This is a genomic window from Clostridium sulfidigenes (genome assembly GCF_052067195.1).
Lineage (GTDB): Bacteria > Bacillota > Clostridia > Clostridiales > Clostridiaceae > Clostridium_J > Clostridium_J sulfidigenes.
In genome coordinates this window covers 129105-146052 of sequence record NZ_JBQHQR010000005.1, presented here as the reverse complement: position 1 = coordinate 146052, position 16948 = coordinate 129105, and the positions used below count along the sequence as shown (strand labels likewise).

The following is a 16948-nucleotide window of genomic DNA, read 5'->3' as shown; positions in this document are numbered from 1 at the left end:
TTTAAGATTTTAATTAAACATAAATCTCAAATAGCCTTTTATTTTATATCTATCTTATGCCTTTTACTATTCTCTGTTTAAAAGTTCCAATGCTTCCATAAAGTACTATCATCCATGATAAATCACCTAACAACAAATAACCTATATTCTCACTGCTTTGTAATGTTACTGCAGTGGTTCCTACAAATACTAGAGAAGCTATACCAATTAATGCTGCCCCCCACTTTACACTATGCTTATACCTAAAGCTTTTTATCCCCATAAAAAACGATAATCCATTAATACACAATAATATTTTATATGGTAACAGATTACTTAGAATAACATTATATCCATAGGATAATGATATATAATACTCCATAGGAACTTTAAACATACATATCAAATAAATAACTATGCCCATAATAAAAATTCCATAAAACCATTTTATATCCATCCTTGTATTTCTATAAAAAACATATAAACAAGTATATATAATTATAGGAATATATATAATGTTTAAAAACACTAAATTCTTCATTAAGTATACACTTTTCATGTTATCTGCTAGAAGAAGCACTAGTAAGCTAACTATTCTTAATATAATTAGGATAAAAGATATGGTAAGTACTTCTTTTATTTTAACAGGGCAATACCTTATGCTTGAGGTTATAGACTCATAACTCAAAAATATCATGGCTAAAATTAAAAACAAATATATATAAATATTCAAAATCCACACTCCAAAATAATAATTATACTTATATATATTACTTTTTGATATGTTTTATGAAAACATTACTCCTCTTTATATCCTATTATTTTAATAGACCTACGTTCACAGGTGATTTCAAGTGGAAAATCAGGGCCTTTTTCTCCATCAATATCTGTAGCTATATTCTCATTACACTCTATGGTTAGCTCTTTACATTTGAAATAAAGTATTCCATCCATATCAGCAACTTGACCTTTTTTCATCATAATAATTAAATTATTAAAAGCATTTTTCAAAATTTCCTTTTTTATAACAACCACATCTAATAATCCATCATCTGCTTCTGAGTAATCTGCAAATTTAATATTTCCTGCTGTTTGACCATTAAATACTAGTATAGTATATATTTTACCTTCAAAATTTACTACTGGAGAAGTAATCTTAACATCTATTTTTTTTAGATTTTTAACCTCTTCTGCAGCTTTTACATAATAAGCTAGCTTTCCCATTGCATTTTTAAGACTATTATCAGTTTTTTGAGATATATCTGTAAACAGTCCTGCACTAGCCACATTTACAAAGTATTTATCATTTATTCTACCAAGATCAAAACGCTTGACTTTTCCATCTAAAATTTGCTTACAAGCAGCAGATATATCATTAGGCACTCCTAAGTATTTAGCAAAATCATTAGCTGTACCTACTGGTAAAAAACCTACAGGAATATCCACATTATTTTGCTTCATTTTATTTATTACTGAATCAATAGTCCCATCTCCACCTGCTATTAGTATATACTTATAGCTTTCATCTATTTCAATGAGCGCATCTCTAATATCAGAATCATGACTAATTCTAAAAGGTTCTATAGTATATCCATACTGTTGATGAATTTTGATTACCTTATCTATGTTGTTTATTATTGAATTTTCTCCCGAGTAAGGATTATAAATAAATTTAACTCTTTTCATAATTTCCTCCTATATCATTTATAAACAATATAACTTAATTATGCCCATGAATATTATTTATAATTATATATAATACTTTATTTACCTTAATCTATATCATATTACCATTTTAAAAACCTTTTTTCAAATTTTAAAATTTATTCATACTTTTTTATATTTAACAATTAATTTTTACTTTCACTGCATATATATTTTACAATGGTAACCAAAATGTATATAATAAAATAGAGGTGATAGTGTGAATAAATCTATTATCCCAAATTCTATGACTTTGGGTAACTTAATTTGTGGAGTTTTATCAATACAATTTACTATAAATAATGATTTTACTACAGCTGGAATTTTAATCTTATTAGGAGGAATCCTTGATAGATACGATGGTACTGTAGCACGTTTTTTAAACACTCATAGTGAACTGGGAAAAGAACTTGATTCTCTAGCGGACTTAGTTTCCTTTGGCGTAGCTCCATCAATTTTAGCCTTTTCCCTATATGGATTTAGTAATTTTGGACTTTTAGGTAAAATTTTATTAGTATTATTCCCTGTGGCAGGAGCTTTTCGTTTAGCTAGATATAATTGTACAGATTTTAATAATGTTTTTACTGGCATACCTATAACTATAGCTGGTAGTTTACTAGCTGTACTTGAGATTTTTTCTACGGTAAGACCCATCCCATCAATCATTCCAATGGTATTTATGACATTGCTTTCATACCTTATGGTTAGTCATTTTCAAATTAAGAAAAAATAAAATAGTAATATTAAAAGCGACTATTAAAAATAGTCGCTTTTAATATTACTCATGAATATATTCTAAACCACATAATAGTATGAAAGAGTAACCACTAAATATACTGCTATAAGTAACGCCCCTTCAAACCAATAGGTCTTACCATCTTGAAACACAAAATAAGACATTCCCATAGCTATAGACATGGTTACTATTTGAAAAGTTGAAAACAGTAGGTTTACTTGGAACCCCATAAAGGAAGAGCAAATAACTAATATAGGAATCACAAACATAGTAATTTGTATACTAGAACCTATGGCAGTTTCTAGACTAGCATCTATTTTATTTTCTAAAGCACATACTATGCTTGATGCATTTTCACCAAAGGAGCCTAAAAGTGGAATCAATATTATTCCTAAAAATTCTTGTGAAATTTTATATTCTTCAACAATGGCATTTACACCACCAACTAATCTTTCACTTATAAAATATAAAAGTATAGTTACAATAATAATTAACCCAAATACTTTTCTAGTGTCGTTCTTATCACCATTCTTAGGTAACATTTTTTTTTCATCTAATATAAATAAATTACTATGGGTATATAAGGAAAATATTAGCCCTAATATATATACGCATATCAATACAACACCTATGATTAAACTTATTTTTTGAAAACTACCATTATCAACAATAGAGTATCTATTTAAAGCGGATACAATTATTATAGTAAACATAACTAAAAATAACATATTTAAATTTGTACGTGCAATTATTTTATTAAATTTTTGTTCCCTATATTTTATACCACCACAAAACACTGCAATTCCTAACCCCAGTAGCATATTTGTAATAACAGCACCTAAGAGCCCTGCCTTTGCCATGGAAATCATACCATACTTTATAGACCAAAGTCCCATCATAAGTTCTGGCACATTACCTGCTGTAGCTGAAATAAGGCCGCCTCTTTTTTCACCTATATAATCTGATATTTTTGAAGTTCCTCTTCCTAATAAAATGGCTAAAGGGATCATTACTAATGAATACATTATAACATTAATTATGTTAGAATTTATATTTATAAAAAGCAGTACAATAGAGATCAATACTATAGTTAATGTCACTACTTCTTCTTTTCCAATAAAATCTTTTTTCTTAAAGTCTTTCATATTTTCCTCCACAATATAACATAGATATATATTTACTCTATTCATTTTATAAAGAAACAGTTACACCTATATTTTTTGCTAAAGGTGTAACTGTAATGAAATACTTTATTTTAGTTTTTTATTTATTAGAAAATACTTTTTCTTTTAACTTTTGACCACATGGAGTTACTGCAAGACCACCTAAGGCAGTTTCTCTTAATTCACTAGGCAAGGCTCTTCCTATTTTGTACATAGATATGACTGTATCATCAAAAGGAATCTTACTCTCAACACCTGCCATTGCCACGTCTGCCATGGTAAGGGCACTTACCGCTCCTGCTACATTTCTTTTAGCGCATGGTATCTCAACTAATCCCGCTATTGGATCACAAACTAAGCCTTCCACATTTTTTATTACCATAGCCCCTGCATCAAAGGCCATTTTAGGAGTTCCTCCCATCATTTCTACAATGGCAGCTGCAGCCATAGCAGCTGCACTACCACATTCTGCTTGACATCCACCTTCAGCACCTGCTAGAGTTGCATTTTTAGCAATTAAAATCCCAACCCCCGAAGCTGTAAATAAAGCAGTTATCATTTCATCATCAGTTTTATTTAATTTCTCCCCTGCTGTAATAATAGCTGCAGGTATAATACCACAGCTCCCTGCAGTAGGTGCTGCTACTATTCTTCCCATGGCTGCATTAACCTCAGAACAAGATAATGCTCTTGCCATAGCTTTAACTATAAAATCACCACATAAGGTTTCTTTTTCTTGGAAGTACTTTCTAATCTTAGTTGCATCACCACCTATAAGACCGCTTATAGATATAATCTCTTTATCCATAGCTTCTTGAGTTGCAGACTTCATAACTTTTAGATTTTCTCTCATCATTTCAATTAATTTTTCCCTAGAAGTTTCTGAAGATTCCAGTTCCTCTCTTATAGTATATTCTGCAATGGTTATGTTCTCTTTATTACATAATTCAATTATTTCTGTTGCCTTTGATAAAAACATTAAAGCTACTCTCCTTTCATTGGTGGTAATATTTCCTCTACATTTTTCACATTTTCTATCTTTCTTATTTTATCTACCACTTGATGATTCACTATCCCATCAGTTTCAACCACCGTTGAAGCTTCTAATCCCTTAGCTTTTCTATATACATTCATTGAAGCTATATTTATATTTTCATTAAATAAAAGATTGCTAACATTATATATCATTCCTGGTACATCGAGATGAGTAATTATAATAGTTGGATATTCTCCTGTAAAATGGATGCTTTGTCCATCTAATTCGAATATAACAATATTTCCTCCGCCTATGGATGAACCTGTAACAGTGGTTTCTATTCCTTTGGAATCCTTCATTACAAATTTAACTGTATTAGGATGTACATCACCTAGATCCGTTTCTTCAAAGGTAAATTTTACTCCTCTTTCTTCTGCTATAGTAAAAGACTCTTTTAATCTATAATCCCAGGGATCCATTCCTAAAATTCCAGCTACTAGTGCCCTATCTGTACCATGTCCTTTATAAGTTTTTCCAAAGGAGCCATGAAGTAAAAATTTAACTTCCCTAACATCATCTTCTGCAATCTTTGCAGCTAATTTTGCAAGTCTTGCAGCTCCTGCTGTATGTGAGCTTGAAGGTCCAATCATTATAGGACCAAGAATGTCAAACACGCTATAACTTTTCATAATTTCCTCCTATAAAATACCACTATAGAATATACTAAAATTTAATATTTCATTGACTCCTGAATTAATAGTTATTACTTAGTATATCCATTTTATATAATACCATTAGTTAAAGATTAAAAATATGTAACTTTTAAATAAGAATTATGTAAAAATATATCTATAATATTTATACCATAAAACTTATTGACAATATATATATTTTTTCGATATAAATAGAGCTCGGTAATAGTGTTTTTTTGTATACCATTATTACCTAGCTCTATTTAATTAATATTCATTTTAAATTTAATATTGATAAAAACAACTTCCCCCTATAAATTCTGTAATTAAAGAATTTGTTGGAACAACATCCTTATCTACTTCTTTAAAAAAATGTAAAAATTCTATAAGTCTTCTTGCTTCATTGTAGACTGAACTTTCTGGTTTCACTTTATACAGCTCTTCTAATGCATATTTCTTTAAAACTGCTAACTCATATATAAGTGCTGAATTAAACATTACATCTGCATCTTCTTGATAAGGAAATATATTCTTATCTTCCCCTCGTCTTATAGAAGACCACATTTTCAGTGTATATTCTACATCATATCCTCTTGACAAATAATCTCTAACTATTCTTCTAATCATCCTTACATCCGTTGTTGCTATTCTATTGTGAGCATCCATATTTATTTGAGTTAATGGACTAATATATACTTTAAATTTATGATTATGAGGAATTGAAGCTGTTAGGACTTCATTTAAGCCATGTATTCCCTCAATTACTATTACTCCCCTATCTGGAAGCTTCACTTTATTTCCTAACCACTCTCTTTTACCTGTTATAAAATTAAAGGTTGGAAGCTCAACTTCTTCTCCATTTAAAAGCATCTTTAGTTGTTCATTAAATAACTCTAAATCCAATGCAGTTATACTTTCAAAATCATATTCTCCAAATTCATCCTTTGGAGTAAGCTCTCTATCTATAAAATAGTCATCTAATGATATTGGTACTGGAATTAATCCATTAACTCTCATTTGAATTCCCAACCTCTTACAAAATGTAGTTTTTCCTGAAGATGATGGTCCAGCTATTAATATTAACTTTATATCACGATTTTTCTTTATTTTATCAGCAATATTAGCTATCTTCTTTTCGTGCAAAGCTTCTGCAACTCGTACTAAAGTCACAATATCACCATGTTCTATCTCATCATTTAAAGCACCTACATGGGCTATATTTAGTATATCTCCCCATTTCTCAGCTTCATAGAATATCTTTGCTAACTTCCTATGTTTTTCAAATCGTGGAATTTGGGTTGGCTCTTCTTGAGTTGGAAATCTAAGAATAAACCCTGGATCATAGTAAATTAAATCAAAATATTTTAGTATATCTGTATTAGGTATCATTGGTCCATAAAAATAACCAATTTCTTCACCCAACTTATAAATTATTATGCTGCTCTCATTTACATTTTTAAAAACACTAACCTTATCATCCATGCCAGTTTCTCTAAATAAATCTATAGCATCTTCCTTACTATAATTTTTCTTTTCAATTTCCATGTTAGCATCTACTATCTCAAGCATTCTATTTTTTATGGCATATACATCATCTATGCTTAGATGTATGTCTTTATATATTTCACCAAATAATCCTTTACTTAAAGAATGTTCTATGGTTATTTTACTATCTGGAAATAAATCTTTGGTAGCTTTTATTAAAACAAATTGTAAACTTCTTATATAGCATAGCATTCCTTGTTTATCTGTAATATCAACAAATTCTATATCACAATCCTTCTCAAGAACAGTTGATAACTCCCTAAGTTTACCGTCCACTTTAATCAAAACTATAGGTACTTTATTGTCATAGCCATATCTTTTTATCAAATTATAACACGTTATTCCTCTATGAACTTCTATGATTCTTTCTTCTATTCTTATCTTAATTTTATCCATACTCTCACCTCTATTATAATTATTTAGTTATCATATATTATTTCCTAATCCCTTAATTAACTAATAAAATCATAATCCTAATAAAATTTAAACTTAAATTATATTATATATTTGGATTACTTATTATATTACATAATTGTAAATATGAAACCAACAAACCACAAATAATTTATTATATTCTGTGCATACTATATTTAGCATTATATTAGAAATATAGGTGATATTTATGTTTATACTTATAATTAGAACAGTTATACTATATGTTTATTTAATTTTCATTATGCGAGTTATGGGTAAAAGACAGCTTGGACAGTTAGAACCTGTAGATTTTGTAGTTGCACTAATGATTTCTGAACTTGCAACTCTCCCTATGGGCGATAACCGAATTCCGCTAATATATGCTATAGTTCCTATAACTACTTTAGTTTTTCTTCAAGTAATGACTTCCTTTTTAGAACTTAAAAGTGAACACATTCGCTCTATTCTAAACGGTCAACCTAGTATACTTATAAAAGACGGACTAGTAAATGTGAAGGAATTAAAGCAAGTTAGATATAATCTTGATGACCTTTTAGGTGAGCTTAGACAAAATGGTTATTTTAATTTACAAGAAATACATTATGCAATTTTAGAAACTGATGGTTCTCTATCTATTGTTCCTTACAAAGACTATGAACCACCTACAAGGGAAGATTTTAATATAAAAATAGAAGATGAGCCTCTTCCCATTCCCGTAATATTAGATGGTGTTATAAACAAGGCCAATCTTAAGTCTATTAAAAAAGATAATTATTGGTTAGAAGAAAAACTAGCTAAAAATAATATTAAAAGCTATAAAGATGTGCTCATTGCAATAGTTTATTCAAATAACCAAAAGTTCTACTTTCAACTTAAAAATCAAACTACTAATGCTAGTGATAATGAAAAAGAGAGTTAAGGAGGAGTTCCTATACAATGAAAAACATGATAGCAACATGCATCATCTTCTTTCTAATGATATTCATTCTTTTTTTTGCCAGCAAATATATAGTATTAACTTGTGATAAGCTTTTAGATGTTTCATCAGAAATAGAAGAAAACATAGTAAATGATAATTGGGATGAAAGCTATATGTTGTCTTTTGAATTGTTAAACATCTATGAAGGACACGTGGCAAACTTAACTTTATTTTTAAATCATACAGACTTTGATAACATTTATAGTGAAGTTATAAAGCTTAGTCAATATTCTAAATGCAAAAATAAAGATGAAGCTCTTTCATCTATTCACGTGGTAAAAACTTTAATTAACCAAGTAAAAGAATTAGAATCTATATCAATAGGAAACATTTTTTGATAAGTTTTTGGTTACGATTTCAAAATGTGGTTTTCTATATAGCATTTAACTAAAGATTGAACTATAATAAAATTATAGACTTAATCTTATAAATAGAAGGGTGGAATAATGTTATGGCATTAGTAACTACTAAAGAAATGTTTAAAAAGGCTTTTGAAGGCAAATATGCTATAGGAGCTTTTAATATTAACAATATGGAGATAATTCAGGGAATTGTAGATGGAGCTAAAGCTCAAAACTCTGCTGTAATACTTCAATGCTCTAGTGGAGCTATAAAATATATGAGACCAGCTTATTTAAGACATATGGTACTTGCTGCTGTTGAGGAAAGTGGAGTTGATGTAGCTCTTCACCTAGACCACGGCGATTCTTTTGAACTTTGTAAAGAGTGTATAGACAATGGATTTACCTCTGTTATGTTTGATGGTTCTCACTATGATTATGAAGAAAACGTAAGACTTACAAAAGAAGTTGTAGAATATGCTCATGCTCATGGAGTTGTCGTAGAAGCTGAACTAGGTAAACTCGCTGGAGTTGAAGATGATGTAAATGTATCTGCTAAAGATGCTACTTACACTGATCCAGACCAAGCAGTTGACTTTGTTAAGAGAACTGGTGTTGATTCATTAGCAATAGCTATTGGAACAAGCCACGGTGCATACAAATTTAAAGGCGAAGCTAAACTTGACTTTGAAAGACTTGAAACAATAACAAGAAAATTAGAAGAAGTTGGTTTTGAAAAATATCCAATAGTTCTTCACGGTGCTTCTGCTGTAGATCCAAAATATGTTGAAATGTGTAATGAAAATGGTGGAGACATAAAAGGTGCTAAGGGAGTACCTGTAGAAATGCTAAGAAAAGCTTCATCTATGGCTGTTTGCAAAATTAACATGGATACAGACCTAAGACTTTGTGTTACAGGTTCTTGTAGAAAAGTATTTGCAGATAAACCAAGTGAGTTTGACCCAAGAAAATATCTTGGAGTAGCAAGAACTAATCTGGAGCAATTAGTAGAAGATAAAATTACAACGGTTTTAGGTTCAATAGACTCAATGAAATAAGATAAAAAAAACATGGAACTTTTATTCCATGTTTTTTTATTCTGTCTACTTTTCAGTATAATTGATAATATGTTTTATTTTCATATTAATACTACCATCACCGACTCTTTCAATTTCGAATCTATTAATATCATTATAAGCTTCTTCTGATATATATAAATCTATATCTTTATCTATTTTTAGCCTAACTCTCTTCAATTTCTTTTCTACCCACTGCTTATCTAAATCTACAGTTTCACTTACTCCACTTTCAATTGCAAAGGTTCTAAAGTTTTCTTTTAGAGACTGATTTTCTTTAAAAACTTCTTCTGCAAAATTATTCAAGTCTATAGAATCTTCTTCTCTGAGCCTCTTCTTAACTTCTCTACGTACTGTTTCTTGTCCTTCTGCATTTTCACTAAGGGCATTTTGAGTCCATTTTTCTGCTACTTTCAAAAACTGCTTTGTCTTATCTCTTTCATTTTCTACTATAGTACAGCCTAAATAATTATCTATAAAATAATTAGCTCCATATTCTTTATTTTCTTTATTGCTTTTACTTTGCTTATCAATTACTAATAAATCATAAGGATTATCACTAGCCATAGCTTTAATAAATGCACACTTTTGTATCCTTGAACTACTTGAAGGTAGTCCTGTAAATTGAGGTATTATATCTATTCCAATCTTTCCATCTACAAACTCTACATTGTGCATATAATTTTTAATATAGTCCATCTTAAATATACCTATAAATGCTCCATACTCTGTAGTAAAGGATACAGTAAGCAAATCACAGGAAGGTATGCTCCCCTTTGATCTCATCAAGATAAACATCTGACTAGCTAACTCCTTAGATACATTGGTTAGATTATTTTCTCCATTCAAATATTCTTGACATACTTCCTTTACAATATTTCTCTCCTTATTAAAAATAGCATATTTAAGTTCCTCATCCTTTAAACATCTTTGAATGTGTTTAAAAATAAAAGTATACACCTCTTCTGTTAATTCTAAGGGATACTCATTTAAAACTGGCTCATCGGAATTGTTATCTAAAATATGAATAATAGCTTCATTTATATTAATTTCATTTATATACTCCATCACTTACCTCCATAAATTTTAGTATACATATCTTTATGTATATTTACTATTCTAGTATATCTACTATAGATTTTTAACAGTATAAGAATAATTATATATTTTTTTTTAACAATATCAATAAAATTTGTTATAATCTTAAACATAAGGTATAATGTCATCATTAAAGAAAAAGGGGTGCTATCCTTGGAAGAAATGGAAACAAGAATCTTAAAGATAGATGTAGATGAAATAAAATCTAAACTTAACAGTCTAGGCTGTGAAAAAGTTAAGGATGAAAATCAAGTTAATAACCTCTATGATTTTCCAGATAGAAGACTGCTAAGTAAAAAAGGTTATGCTAGAATTAGAATAGTGGAAGATAATTTAAATAATATAATAATAAATTATATGACTACAAAAAAACTTCTAAGCCAAGAAAAGTATAAGGTTATGGAAGAAAATGAAATTGTTATAGACAATAGCACCATTGGAAGTCAAATCTTCACCTCCCTTGGTCTTGAACTAGTAGAATCAATAAAAAAACATAGAGAAAGTTATAAATATAAGAATTCTCTTATTGAAATTGATATAAATGATAAGAGCTTTTGTCCCTTTCCTTATTTAGAAATAGAATCAACGGATGAGGAAGAAATAAAAGAAATTGTAGCTTTACTTGGATATACTATGGAGGATACCACCTCTAAAACAATCTTTGAAATATTAAATGGAGAAGGATCAGTAAAAGGAGTATAATGTTTGGTTATGTAACACCCTATAAAATGGAATTAAAAATTAAAGACTATGAAATGTTCAAAGCTTACTATTGTGGGTTATGTATATCTATAAAAAATAATTTTTCTAATTTATGCAGAATGACTTTAAATTATGATATGACTTTTTTAGGTATACTTTTGGATAGTTTAGAATACAGTAAACATAAGTATGTAGTTACTAAATGTATAGCTCATCCTATGAAAAAAAAGCCTAAGGTTATAGATAATAGAGCTTTAGATTATGCTGCCTTTTGTAACGTGTCTCTAGTATACTACAAATTATTAGATGATTATAATGATGATAATTCTCTAAGTAAAAAGTTTATTTCTATGTACATAAAAAAATTTATAAATAAATCTAAAGAGGACTTATCTCCAATTTTAGTTAATATAGAAGAAAATATAAAGAAGTTAAGCTTCCTTGAGAAATCCGGAGAAATCATATCTATTGATGAACTCAGTGACCCTTTTGCATCTTTAACAGCTTTTATAGTATCTTACTATTATAAAGATGAGACCTTTTATAATGAACTATATGATTTAGGTTATAATCTAGGGAGATGGATTTATATAATAGATGCCTTTGATGACTTAAAGGAAGATATGGAAAAACATAAATTTAACGCCATTAACAAAGCCTTCAATGTTGAAAACCTACCCTATGAAGACTTAATTATTAAAGAGGGCAATAGAATAGAATTTAACCTAATAATGAGTGCAAATTCTACTTCTGAAGCTTTAGATAAACTTCCGATAAATAAAAATAAAGACTTACTATTTAATATATTACAACTAGGACTTATGAATAAAATCGAAACTATAAAATCAAGGAGTGACAAGAAACATGAAAAATCCTTATGAAGTACTTGGAGTTAAAGAAAATGCCTCTCAAGATGAAATCAAAAGAGCCTATAGAGAGCTAGTAAAACAGTATCATCCAGACAAGTATGTTGATAACCCGCTAAAAGATTTAGCAGAGGAAAAACTTAGAGAAATAAACGAAGCTTATGATACATTAAGCAAAAAAAGTAATTTTAACAATAGCTCCTCTAACTATGGAAATACTTCTTCAAACTATGGTGGAAGTTCTAATAGCTATAATGATCCCAATCTTCAATCTGTTAGATTGGATATTAATAGAGGAAATATTGGTGGTGCAGAAGCAAAACTTAATGCCATAACTAATAGAACTGCAGAATGGAACTTTTTAATGGGGGTTGTACACCTTAGAAAAGGTTGGTATGACAGCGCAAATAATTTAATAAATACAGCTTGCAGAATGGATCCTAATAACTTTGAATATAAACAAATGCTTAATCAATTAAACCATACACAGAATACCTATAGAAGTAACTATTATGGACAAAGAAATAGCTCTAATGATATGTGTAGCATCTGCTTTAAAATCTGGGCTCTAGATACATGTTGTGAATGTATGGGTGGAGATTGTATTTAGCTGTTGTTAAAAGGAGGTTACTATGAAAGAAAATAAGGCTTCTAATATAGCAAAGGGCGGTATGCTTATTGCTTTGACTCTTATTATCTTGTATGCCGCTAATTTTATTACCTTTAACACTTTATTCTTATTAGGCTTAACTTCAGCACTTATTCCCCTGGGAATACTTATTGCTGATATGAAAACTACTTTATTAGTATATATAGGCTCCTCTGTATTAGCTTATTTCATAATCCCAGACAAAACTCTTTGTCTTTTTTATGTGCTAATCTTTGGTCCCTATGGCATAGTAAAATTTTTTATAGAACAAAAAAGAAATACACCTATAGAAATCACATTAAAACTAGTTTATTTTAACGTGATAACCTTTATAGCATTTCTTTTATATAAACAATTATTTATGGCTACTATTCAAATGCAATACCCTTTAATAATTATATTTATAGGTGGTAATGTAGCCTTCTTTATATTTGACTATGTTCTTACGGTATTCATAAATAGTGTGAGAACTAAAAAATTTAAATTTTAGGGATATAATATTCAAATCCCTTGACATTTACTTCACTCTTAATGTATAATTTTTAAAAACTTAATTATTTATTGCAGTGATAAGGAGTAGTAATATAATTACTTATTTGAAGAGAGCTACAGCTTGGTGTAATGTAGTAATAAGCTTATATGAACTTGCCTGGGAGCTTACTTGTTAAAAGCAAGTACGGATTTAACCGTTATATTATCAAGGGAGACCTTTATGGTCTAAATAGAGTGGTACCGCGGAATTATAGTTTTCGTCTCTTTCATAAGAGATGAAAGCTTTTTTTTATTTAAAATAATATTTGATATTTATCAAACAAGGAGGATTACTATGGCTAGATATGGAACTGCTACAGATAAAAAATGGCAGGAAAAATGGGAAGAAACAAACCTATATAAATTCGATGAAAACAATATGGATAAAAAATTGTACGTTCTTGAAATGTTCTCATACCCTTCAGGAAGCCAATTACATGCAGGACACTGGTTTAACTACGGACCAGTAGATTCATGGGCTAGAATGAAGAGAATGCAAGGATATAATGTATTCCAACCAATGGGCTTTGATGCTTTTGGTCTTCCAGCAGAAAACTTTGCAATTAAAACTGGGATACATCCTAAAGACTCTACTGATAAAAATATTGAAACTATGGAAAAACAACTTAAAGCAATGGGTGCAATGTTCAACTGGGAAAATGAAGTTGTTACTTGTAGACCAGATTATTATAAGTGGACCCAATGGTTATTCCTAAAATTGTATGAAAAAGGTCTTGCTTACAGAAAAAATGCTCCAGTAAACTGGTGCCCTAGCTGTAACACAGTACTTGCAAATGAGCAAGTTGTAGAAGGTCATTGTGAAAGATGTGAAAGTGAAGTAACAAAGAAAAACTTAACTCAATGGTTCCTTAAAATCACAGACTATGCAGATGAGCTTTTAGAAAAACTTGATGGTCTTGATTGGCCAGAAAAAACTAAAGCTATGCAAAAACACTGGATTGGAAGATCAACTGGTTCAGAAGTAACTTTTAAAGTTAAGGATTCCAACATTGAATTCAATACATTTACCACAAGAGTTGATACTTTATTTGGAGTTAGCTACGTTGTTCTTGCTCCTGAAAATGAATTAGTTGAAAAGCTTACTACAGAAGAAAATAAGGCTGCTATTGAAGCTTATAAAGAAACATCTGCAAAGCAAAGTGATATAGAAAGACAGTCTATCTCTAGAGAAAAAACAGGAGTATTCACTGGTTCCTATGCTATAAATCCTATAAATGGCCGTGAGATTCCAATATGGGTTGGAGACTATGTACTTAATACTTATGGTACAGGTGCAGTAATGGCAGTTCCAGCTCATGATGACCGTGATTATACTTTTGCACAAAAATATAATCTTCCAATAGAGAGAGTTATAGAAGGTGGAGATGCTCTTCCATTTACTGAATATGGCCCAATGATAAATAGTGGAAATTTTGATGGTCTTAAGGGAGAAGAAGCTAAGGATGCAGTGGTTACTGAGCTTGAAAAGTTAGGTCTTGGTAAAAAACAAGTTAACTACAGACTACGTGACTGGCTAGTATCTAGACAAAGATATTGGGGTGCTCCAATTCCAATGATTCATTGTGATAAGTGTGGAACTGTTCCAGTGCCAGAAGCTCAATTACCTGTAGAACTTCCATACAATGTAGAATTTGCACCAGATGGGAAATCTCCTCTTGCAAAATCTGAAGACTTTATAAATGTAACTTGTCCTAAGTGTGGAGGTGCTGCGCACCGTGATGAAGATACTTTAGATACCTTTGTATGTTCATCTTTCTATTATTTGAGATATGCAGATAATAAAAATAGTGAAAAAGCATTTGATAGTGAAATAATAAATAAGATGCTTCCAGTAGATAAATATGTAGGTGGTCCTGAACATGCTTGTATGCACCTTCTATATGCAAGATTTATCACTAAGGCTCTTAGAGATATGGGACTTCTAAACTTTGATGAACCATTCCTATCATTAACTCACCAAGGCTTAATCCTAGGACCAGATGGACAGAAAATGAGTAAGTCTAAAGGTAATACAATATCTCCTGATGACTACATTAAAGAATATGGCTCTGACGTATTTAGAATGTACCTAATGTTTGGATTTGGATACACTGATGGCGGAGCTTGGAGTGATGATGGATTAAAATCTATTGGTAGATTTGTAGATAGAATAGAAAGAATTCTTGAAGCATCAATTTCAGAAATTAACTGTAACAAGTCTTCTAAAAATGTAATAGAAGCACCTGAAAAAGAGCTTAACTATTGGAGACACTTTGCAATTAGAGGTGTTAGTGAAGATGCTGAAAAGCTTCAATTCAACACTGCCATTGCAAGACTTATGGAGTTTACCAATGCTCTAAATAAGTATCTAAATGAAGCTGTTAAAAATACTGATTTCTTAAAAGAAGTATTAGTTGATTATATTAAGCTTTTAGCTCCTTTTGCTCCTCACTTCAGTGAAGAACAATGGGAAAACCTTGGAATGGGTTACTCAGTATTTAATGAAAAATGGCCAGAATTTAATCCAGCTGCTTTAGTTAAAGATGAAGTAGAAATTGCTATTCAAATTAATGGTAAAATTAAAGCAAAAATAAATGTTGCAACCTCTTCTTCTGAGGATGAAATAAAAGAAGCATCTTTAAATGATGAAACAATAAAATCTAACCTTGAAGGAAAAACTGTAAGAAAAGTTATAGTTATTAAAGGTAGACTTGTAAATATAGTAGCTAACTAATCACAGAAATAAGGAATAGATTGCTCCTGCTAATCTATTCCTTATTTTTAATTGATTCTTTTATCTTCTACAATCTTTCCATCGAATAAGGTTATAACTCTATCCGCTCTCTTAGCTATATCCTTATCATGAGTTATCATTACCAAGGTTTGATTATATCTCTTTATAGATGAAGTAAGCAAATCTAGAACCTCATTACTATTTTTACTATCTAAATTTCCTGTTGGTTCATCTGCAAAAATTATTTCAGGCTTATTAGCAAGTGCTCTAGCTATAGATGTTCTTTGCTGCTGCCCACCTGATATCTCTCCTGGTAGATGATTGGCTCTATTCTCTATATCTAAAGCCTTCATAATTTCCTTAATATGACCATCATCAACTTTTTTGCCATCCATAAGTAACGGTAGCTTTATATTCTCTTCCACTGATAGTATGGGAATTAAATTAAACGCTTGAAATATAAACCCTATATTTCTTCTACGAAAAGCAGACAAATCATTTTCATTCATAGTATATATATCCTTATCATTTACATATACATGTCCACTTGAAGGTCTATCAAGAGCTGCTAATAGATGCAAAAGTGTACTTTTACCAGAACCACTCGGACCTACTATAGCTGTAAATTCACCTTTATTTATAATTAAATTTGTAGGTTTAAGTGCTACAACCTTACTATCTTTACTTCCATATTCCTTTCTTAACCCTTCAGTTCTTAATAATTCCATATGATATAACCTCATTTCCTTCTCACTATATAATA

16 protein-coding genes, 1 pseudogene and 1 other annotated feature are annotated in these 16948 nt (G+C 30.0%); of the genes and pseudogenes, 9 read left to right on the top strand and 8 right to left on the bottom strand.

Annotated elements, in window-relative coordinates:
- Positions 1 to 49 precede the first annotated feature (49 nt).
- Together ACTNBA_RS07845 and ACTNBA_RS07840 are read right to left on the bottom strand one after the other, a co-directional pair.
- Positions 50 to 361: a hypothetical protein gene (locus ACTNBA_RS07845; RefSeq protein ID WP_441073318.1), complete on the bottom strand. Its 312-nt coding sequence runs from the start codon at positions 359 to 361 to the stop codon at positions 50 to 52.
- A gap of 416 nt (positions 362 to 777) precedes the next feature.
- Complete coding sequence (locus ACTNBA_RS07840) at positions 778 to 1665, bottom strand: YegS/Rv2252/BmrU family lipid kinase (RefSeq protein ID WP_441073317.1); 888 nt, start codon at positions 1663 to 1665, stop codon at positions 778 to 780.
- Positions 1666 to 1903: 238 nt separating this feature from the next.
- Here ACTNBA_RS07840 and pssA point away from each other — a divergent pair, with 238 nt between their 5' ends.
- The gene (gene pssA, locus ACTNBA_RS07835; protein ID WP_035132430.1) at positions 1904 to 2416 is read left to right on the top strand and encodes a CDP-diacylglycerol--serine O-phosphatidyltransferase; all 513 of its coding nucleotides are present in this window, start codon (positions 1904 to 1906) and stop codon (positions 2414 to 2416) included.
- A 62-nt stretch (positions 2417 to 2478) separates the two neighbouring features.
- On the opposite strand, the gene cax is transcribed toward pssA, so the two are convergent.
- The 4 genes from cax to ACTNBA_RS07815 form a co-directional block, all read right to left on the bottom strand.
- A complete protein-coding gene (gene cax, locus ACTNBA_RS07830; protein ID WP_441073316.1) occupies positions 2479 to 3564 on the bottom strand; it encodes a calcium/proton exchanger in 1086 nt (361 codons plus the stop codon).
- Positions 3565 to 3682: 118 nt separating this feature from the next.
- Positions 3683 to 4561 (bottom strand): L-serine ammonia-lyase, iron-sulfur-dependent, subunit alpha, encoded by an 879-nt coding sequence (gene sdaAA / locus ACTNBA_RS07825; RefSeq protein WP_346848963.1) that lies wholly within the window; start codon positions 4559 to 4561, stop codon positions 3683 to 3685.
- A 5-nt stretch (positions 4562 to 4566) separates the two neighbouring features.
- Entirely contained in the window at positions 4567 to 5247 is a 681-nt protein-coding gene (gene sdaAB / locus ACTNBA_RS07820; RefSeq protein ID WP_346848962.1) for an L-serine ammonia-lyase, iron-sulfur-dependent subunit beta, read from the bottom strand.
- Between the two features lie 288 nt (positions 5248 to 5535).
- Positions 5536 to 7191 (bottom strand): nucleoside kinase, encoded by a 1656-nt coding sequence (locus ACTNBA_RS07815; protein WP_441073315.1) that lies wholly within the window; start codon positions 7189 to 7191, stop codon positions 5536 to 5538.
- 226 nt (positions 7192 to 7417) lie between these two features.
- On the opposite strand from ACTNBA_RS07815, the gene ACTNBA_RS07810 reads away from it, so the two are divergent.
- The 3 genes from ACTNBA_RS07810 to fba all read left to right on the top strand — a co-directional run bounded on the left by ACTNBA_RS07810 (position 7418) and on the right by fba (position 9587).
- Positions 7418 to 8128: a DUF421 domain-containing protein gene (locus ACTNBA_RS07810; protein ID WP_441073314.1), complete on the top strand. Its 711-nt coding sequence runs from the start codon at positions 7418 to 7420 to the stop codon at positions 8126 to 8128.
- Between the two features lie 17 nt (positions 8129 to 8145).
- Positions 8146 to 8526: a DUF4363 family protein gene (locus ACTNBA_RS07805; protein WP_150844052.1), complete on the top strand. Its 381-nt coding sequence runs from the start codon at positions 8146 to 8148 to the stop codon at positions 8524 to 8526.
- Positions 8527 to 8639: 113 nt separating this feature from the next.
- The gene (gene fba, locus ACTNBA_RS07800) at positions 8640 to 9587 is read left to right on the top strand and encodes a class II fructose-1,6-bisphosphate aldolase (protein ID WP_441073313.1); all 948 of its coding nucleotides are present in this window, start codon (positions 8640 to 8642) and stop codon (positions 9585 to 9587) included.
- 45 nt (positions 9588 to 9632) lie between these two features.
- On the opposite strand, the gene ACTNBA_RS07795 is transcribed toward fba, so the two are convergent.
- Positions 9633 to 10673, bottom strand: coding sequence for a nucleoid-associated protein (locus ACTNBA_RS07795; protein WP_346867679.1), 1041 nt, complete (start codon positions 10671 to 10673; stop codon positions 9633 to 9635).
- A 183-nt stretch (positions 10674 to 10856) separates the two neighbouring features.
- Here ACTNBA_RS07795 and ACTNBA_RS07790 point away from each other — a divergent pair, with 183 nt between their 5' ends.
- From ACTNBA_RS07790 to leuS, 5 genes and pseudogenes are all read left to right on the top strand, one after another.
- Positions 10857 to 11405: a class IV adenylate cyclase gene (locus ACTNBA_RS07790; RefSeq protein WP_035132448.1), complete on the top strand. Its 549-nt coding sequence runs from the start codon at positions 10857 to 10859 to the stop codon at positions 11403 to 11405.
- Complete coding sequence (locus ACTNBA_RS07785) at positions 11405 to 12286, top strand: DUF5685 family protein (RefSeq protein WP_346867681.1); 882 nt, start codon at positions 11405 to 11407, stop codon at positions 12284 to 12286. Before ACTNBA_RS07790 ends, ACTNBA_RS07785 begins: the two co-directional genes overlap by 1 nt.
- Positions 12270 to 12891, top strand: a pseudogene (locus ACTNBA_RS07780) (J domain-containing protein). The gene ACTNBA_RS07785 and the pseudogene ACTNBA_RS07780 overlap by 17 nt, the downstream one beginning before the upstream one ends.
- A 12-nt stretch (positions 12892 to 12903) precedes the next feature.
- Entirely contained in the window at positions 12904 to 13410 is a 507-nt protein-coding gene (locus ACTNBA_RS07775; RefSeq protein ID WP_441073312.1) for a hypothetical protein, read from the top strand.
- 67 nt (positions 13411 to 13477) lie between these two features.
- Positions 13478 to 13680, top strand: a binding site (T-box leader).
- A 66-nt stretch (positions 13681 to 13746) separates the two neighbouring features.
- Positions 13747 to 16185: a leucine--tRNA ligase gene (leuS, locus tag ACTNBA_RS07770; protein ID WP_441073311.1), complete on the top strand. Its 2439-nt coding sequence runs from the start codon at positions 13747 to 13749 to the stop codon at positions 16183 to 16185.
- Positions 16186 to 16232: 47 nt separating this feature from the next.
- Here leuS and ACTNBA_RS07765 read toward each other — a convergent pair whose 3' ends face one another.
- Positions 16233 to 16913: an ABC transporter ATP-binding protein gene (locus ACTNBA_RS07765; RefSeq protein WP_441073310.1), complete on the bottom strand. Its 681-nt coding sequence runs from the start codon at positions 16911 to 16913 to the stop codon at positions 16233 to 16235.
- Between the last annotated feature and the right edge of the window lie 35 nt (positions 16914 to 16948).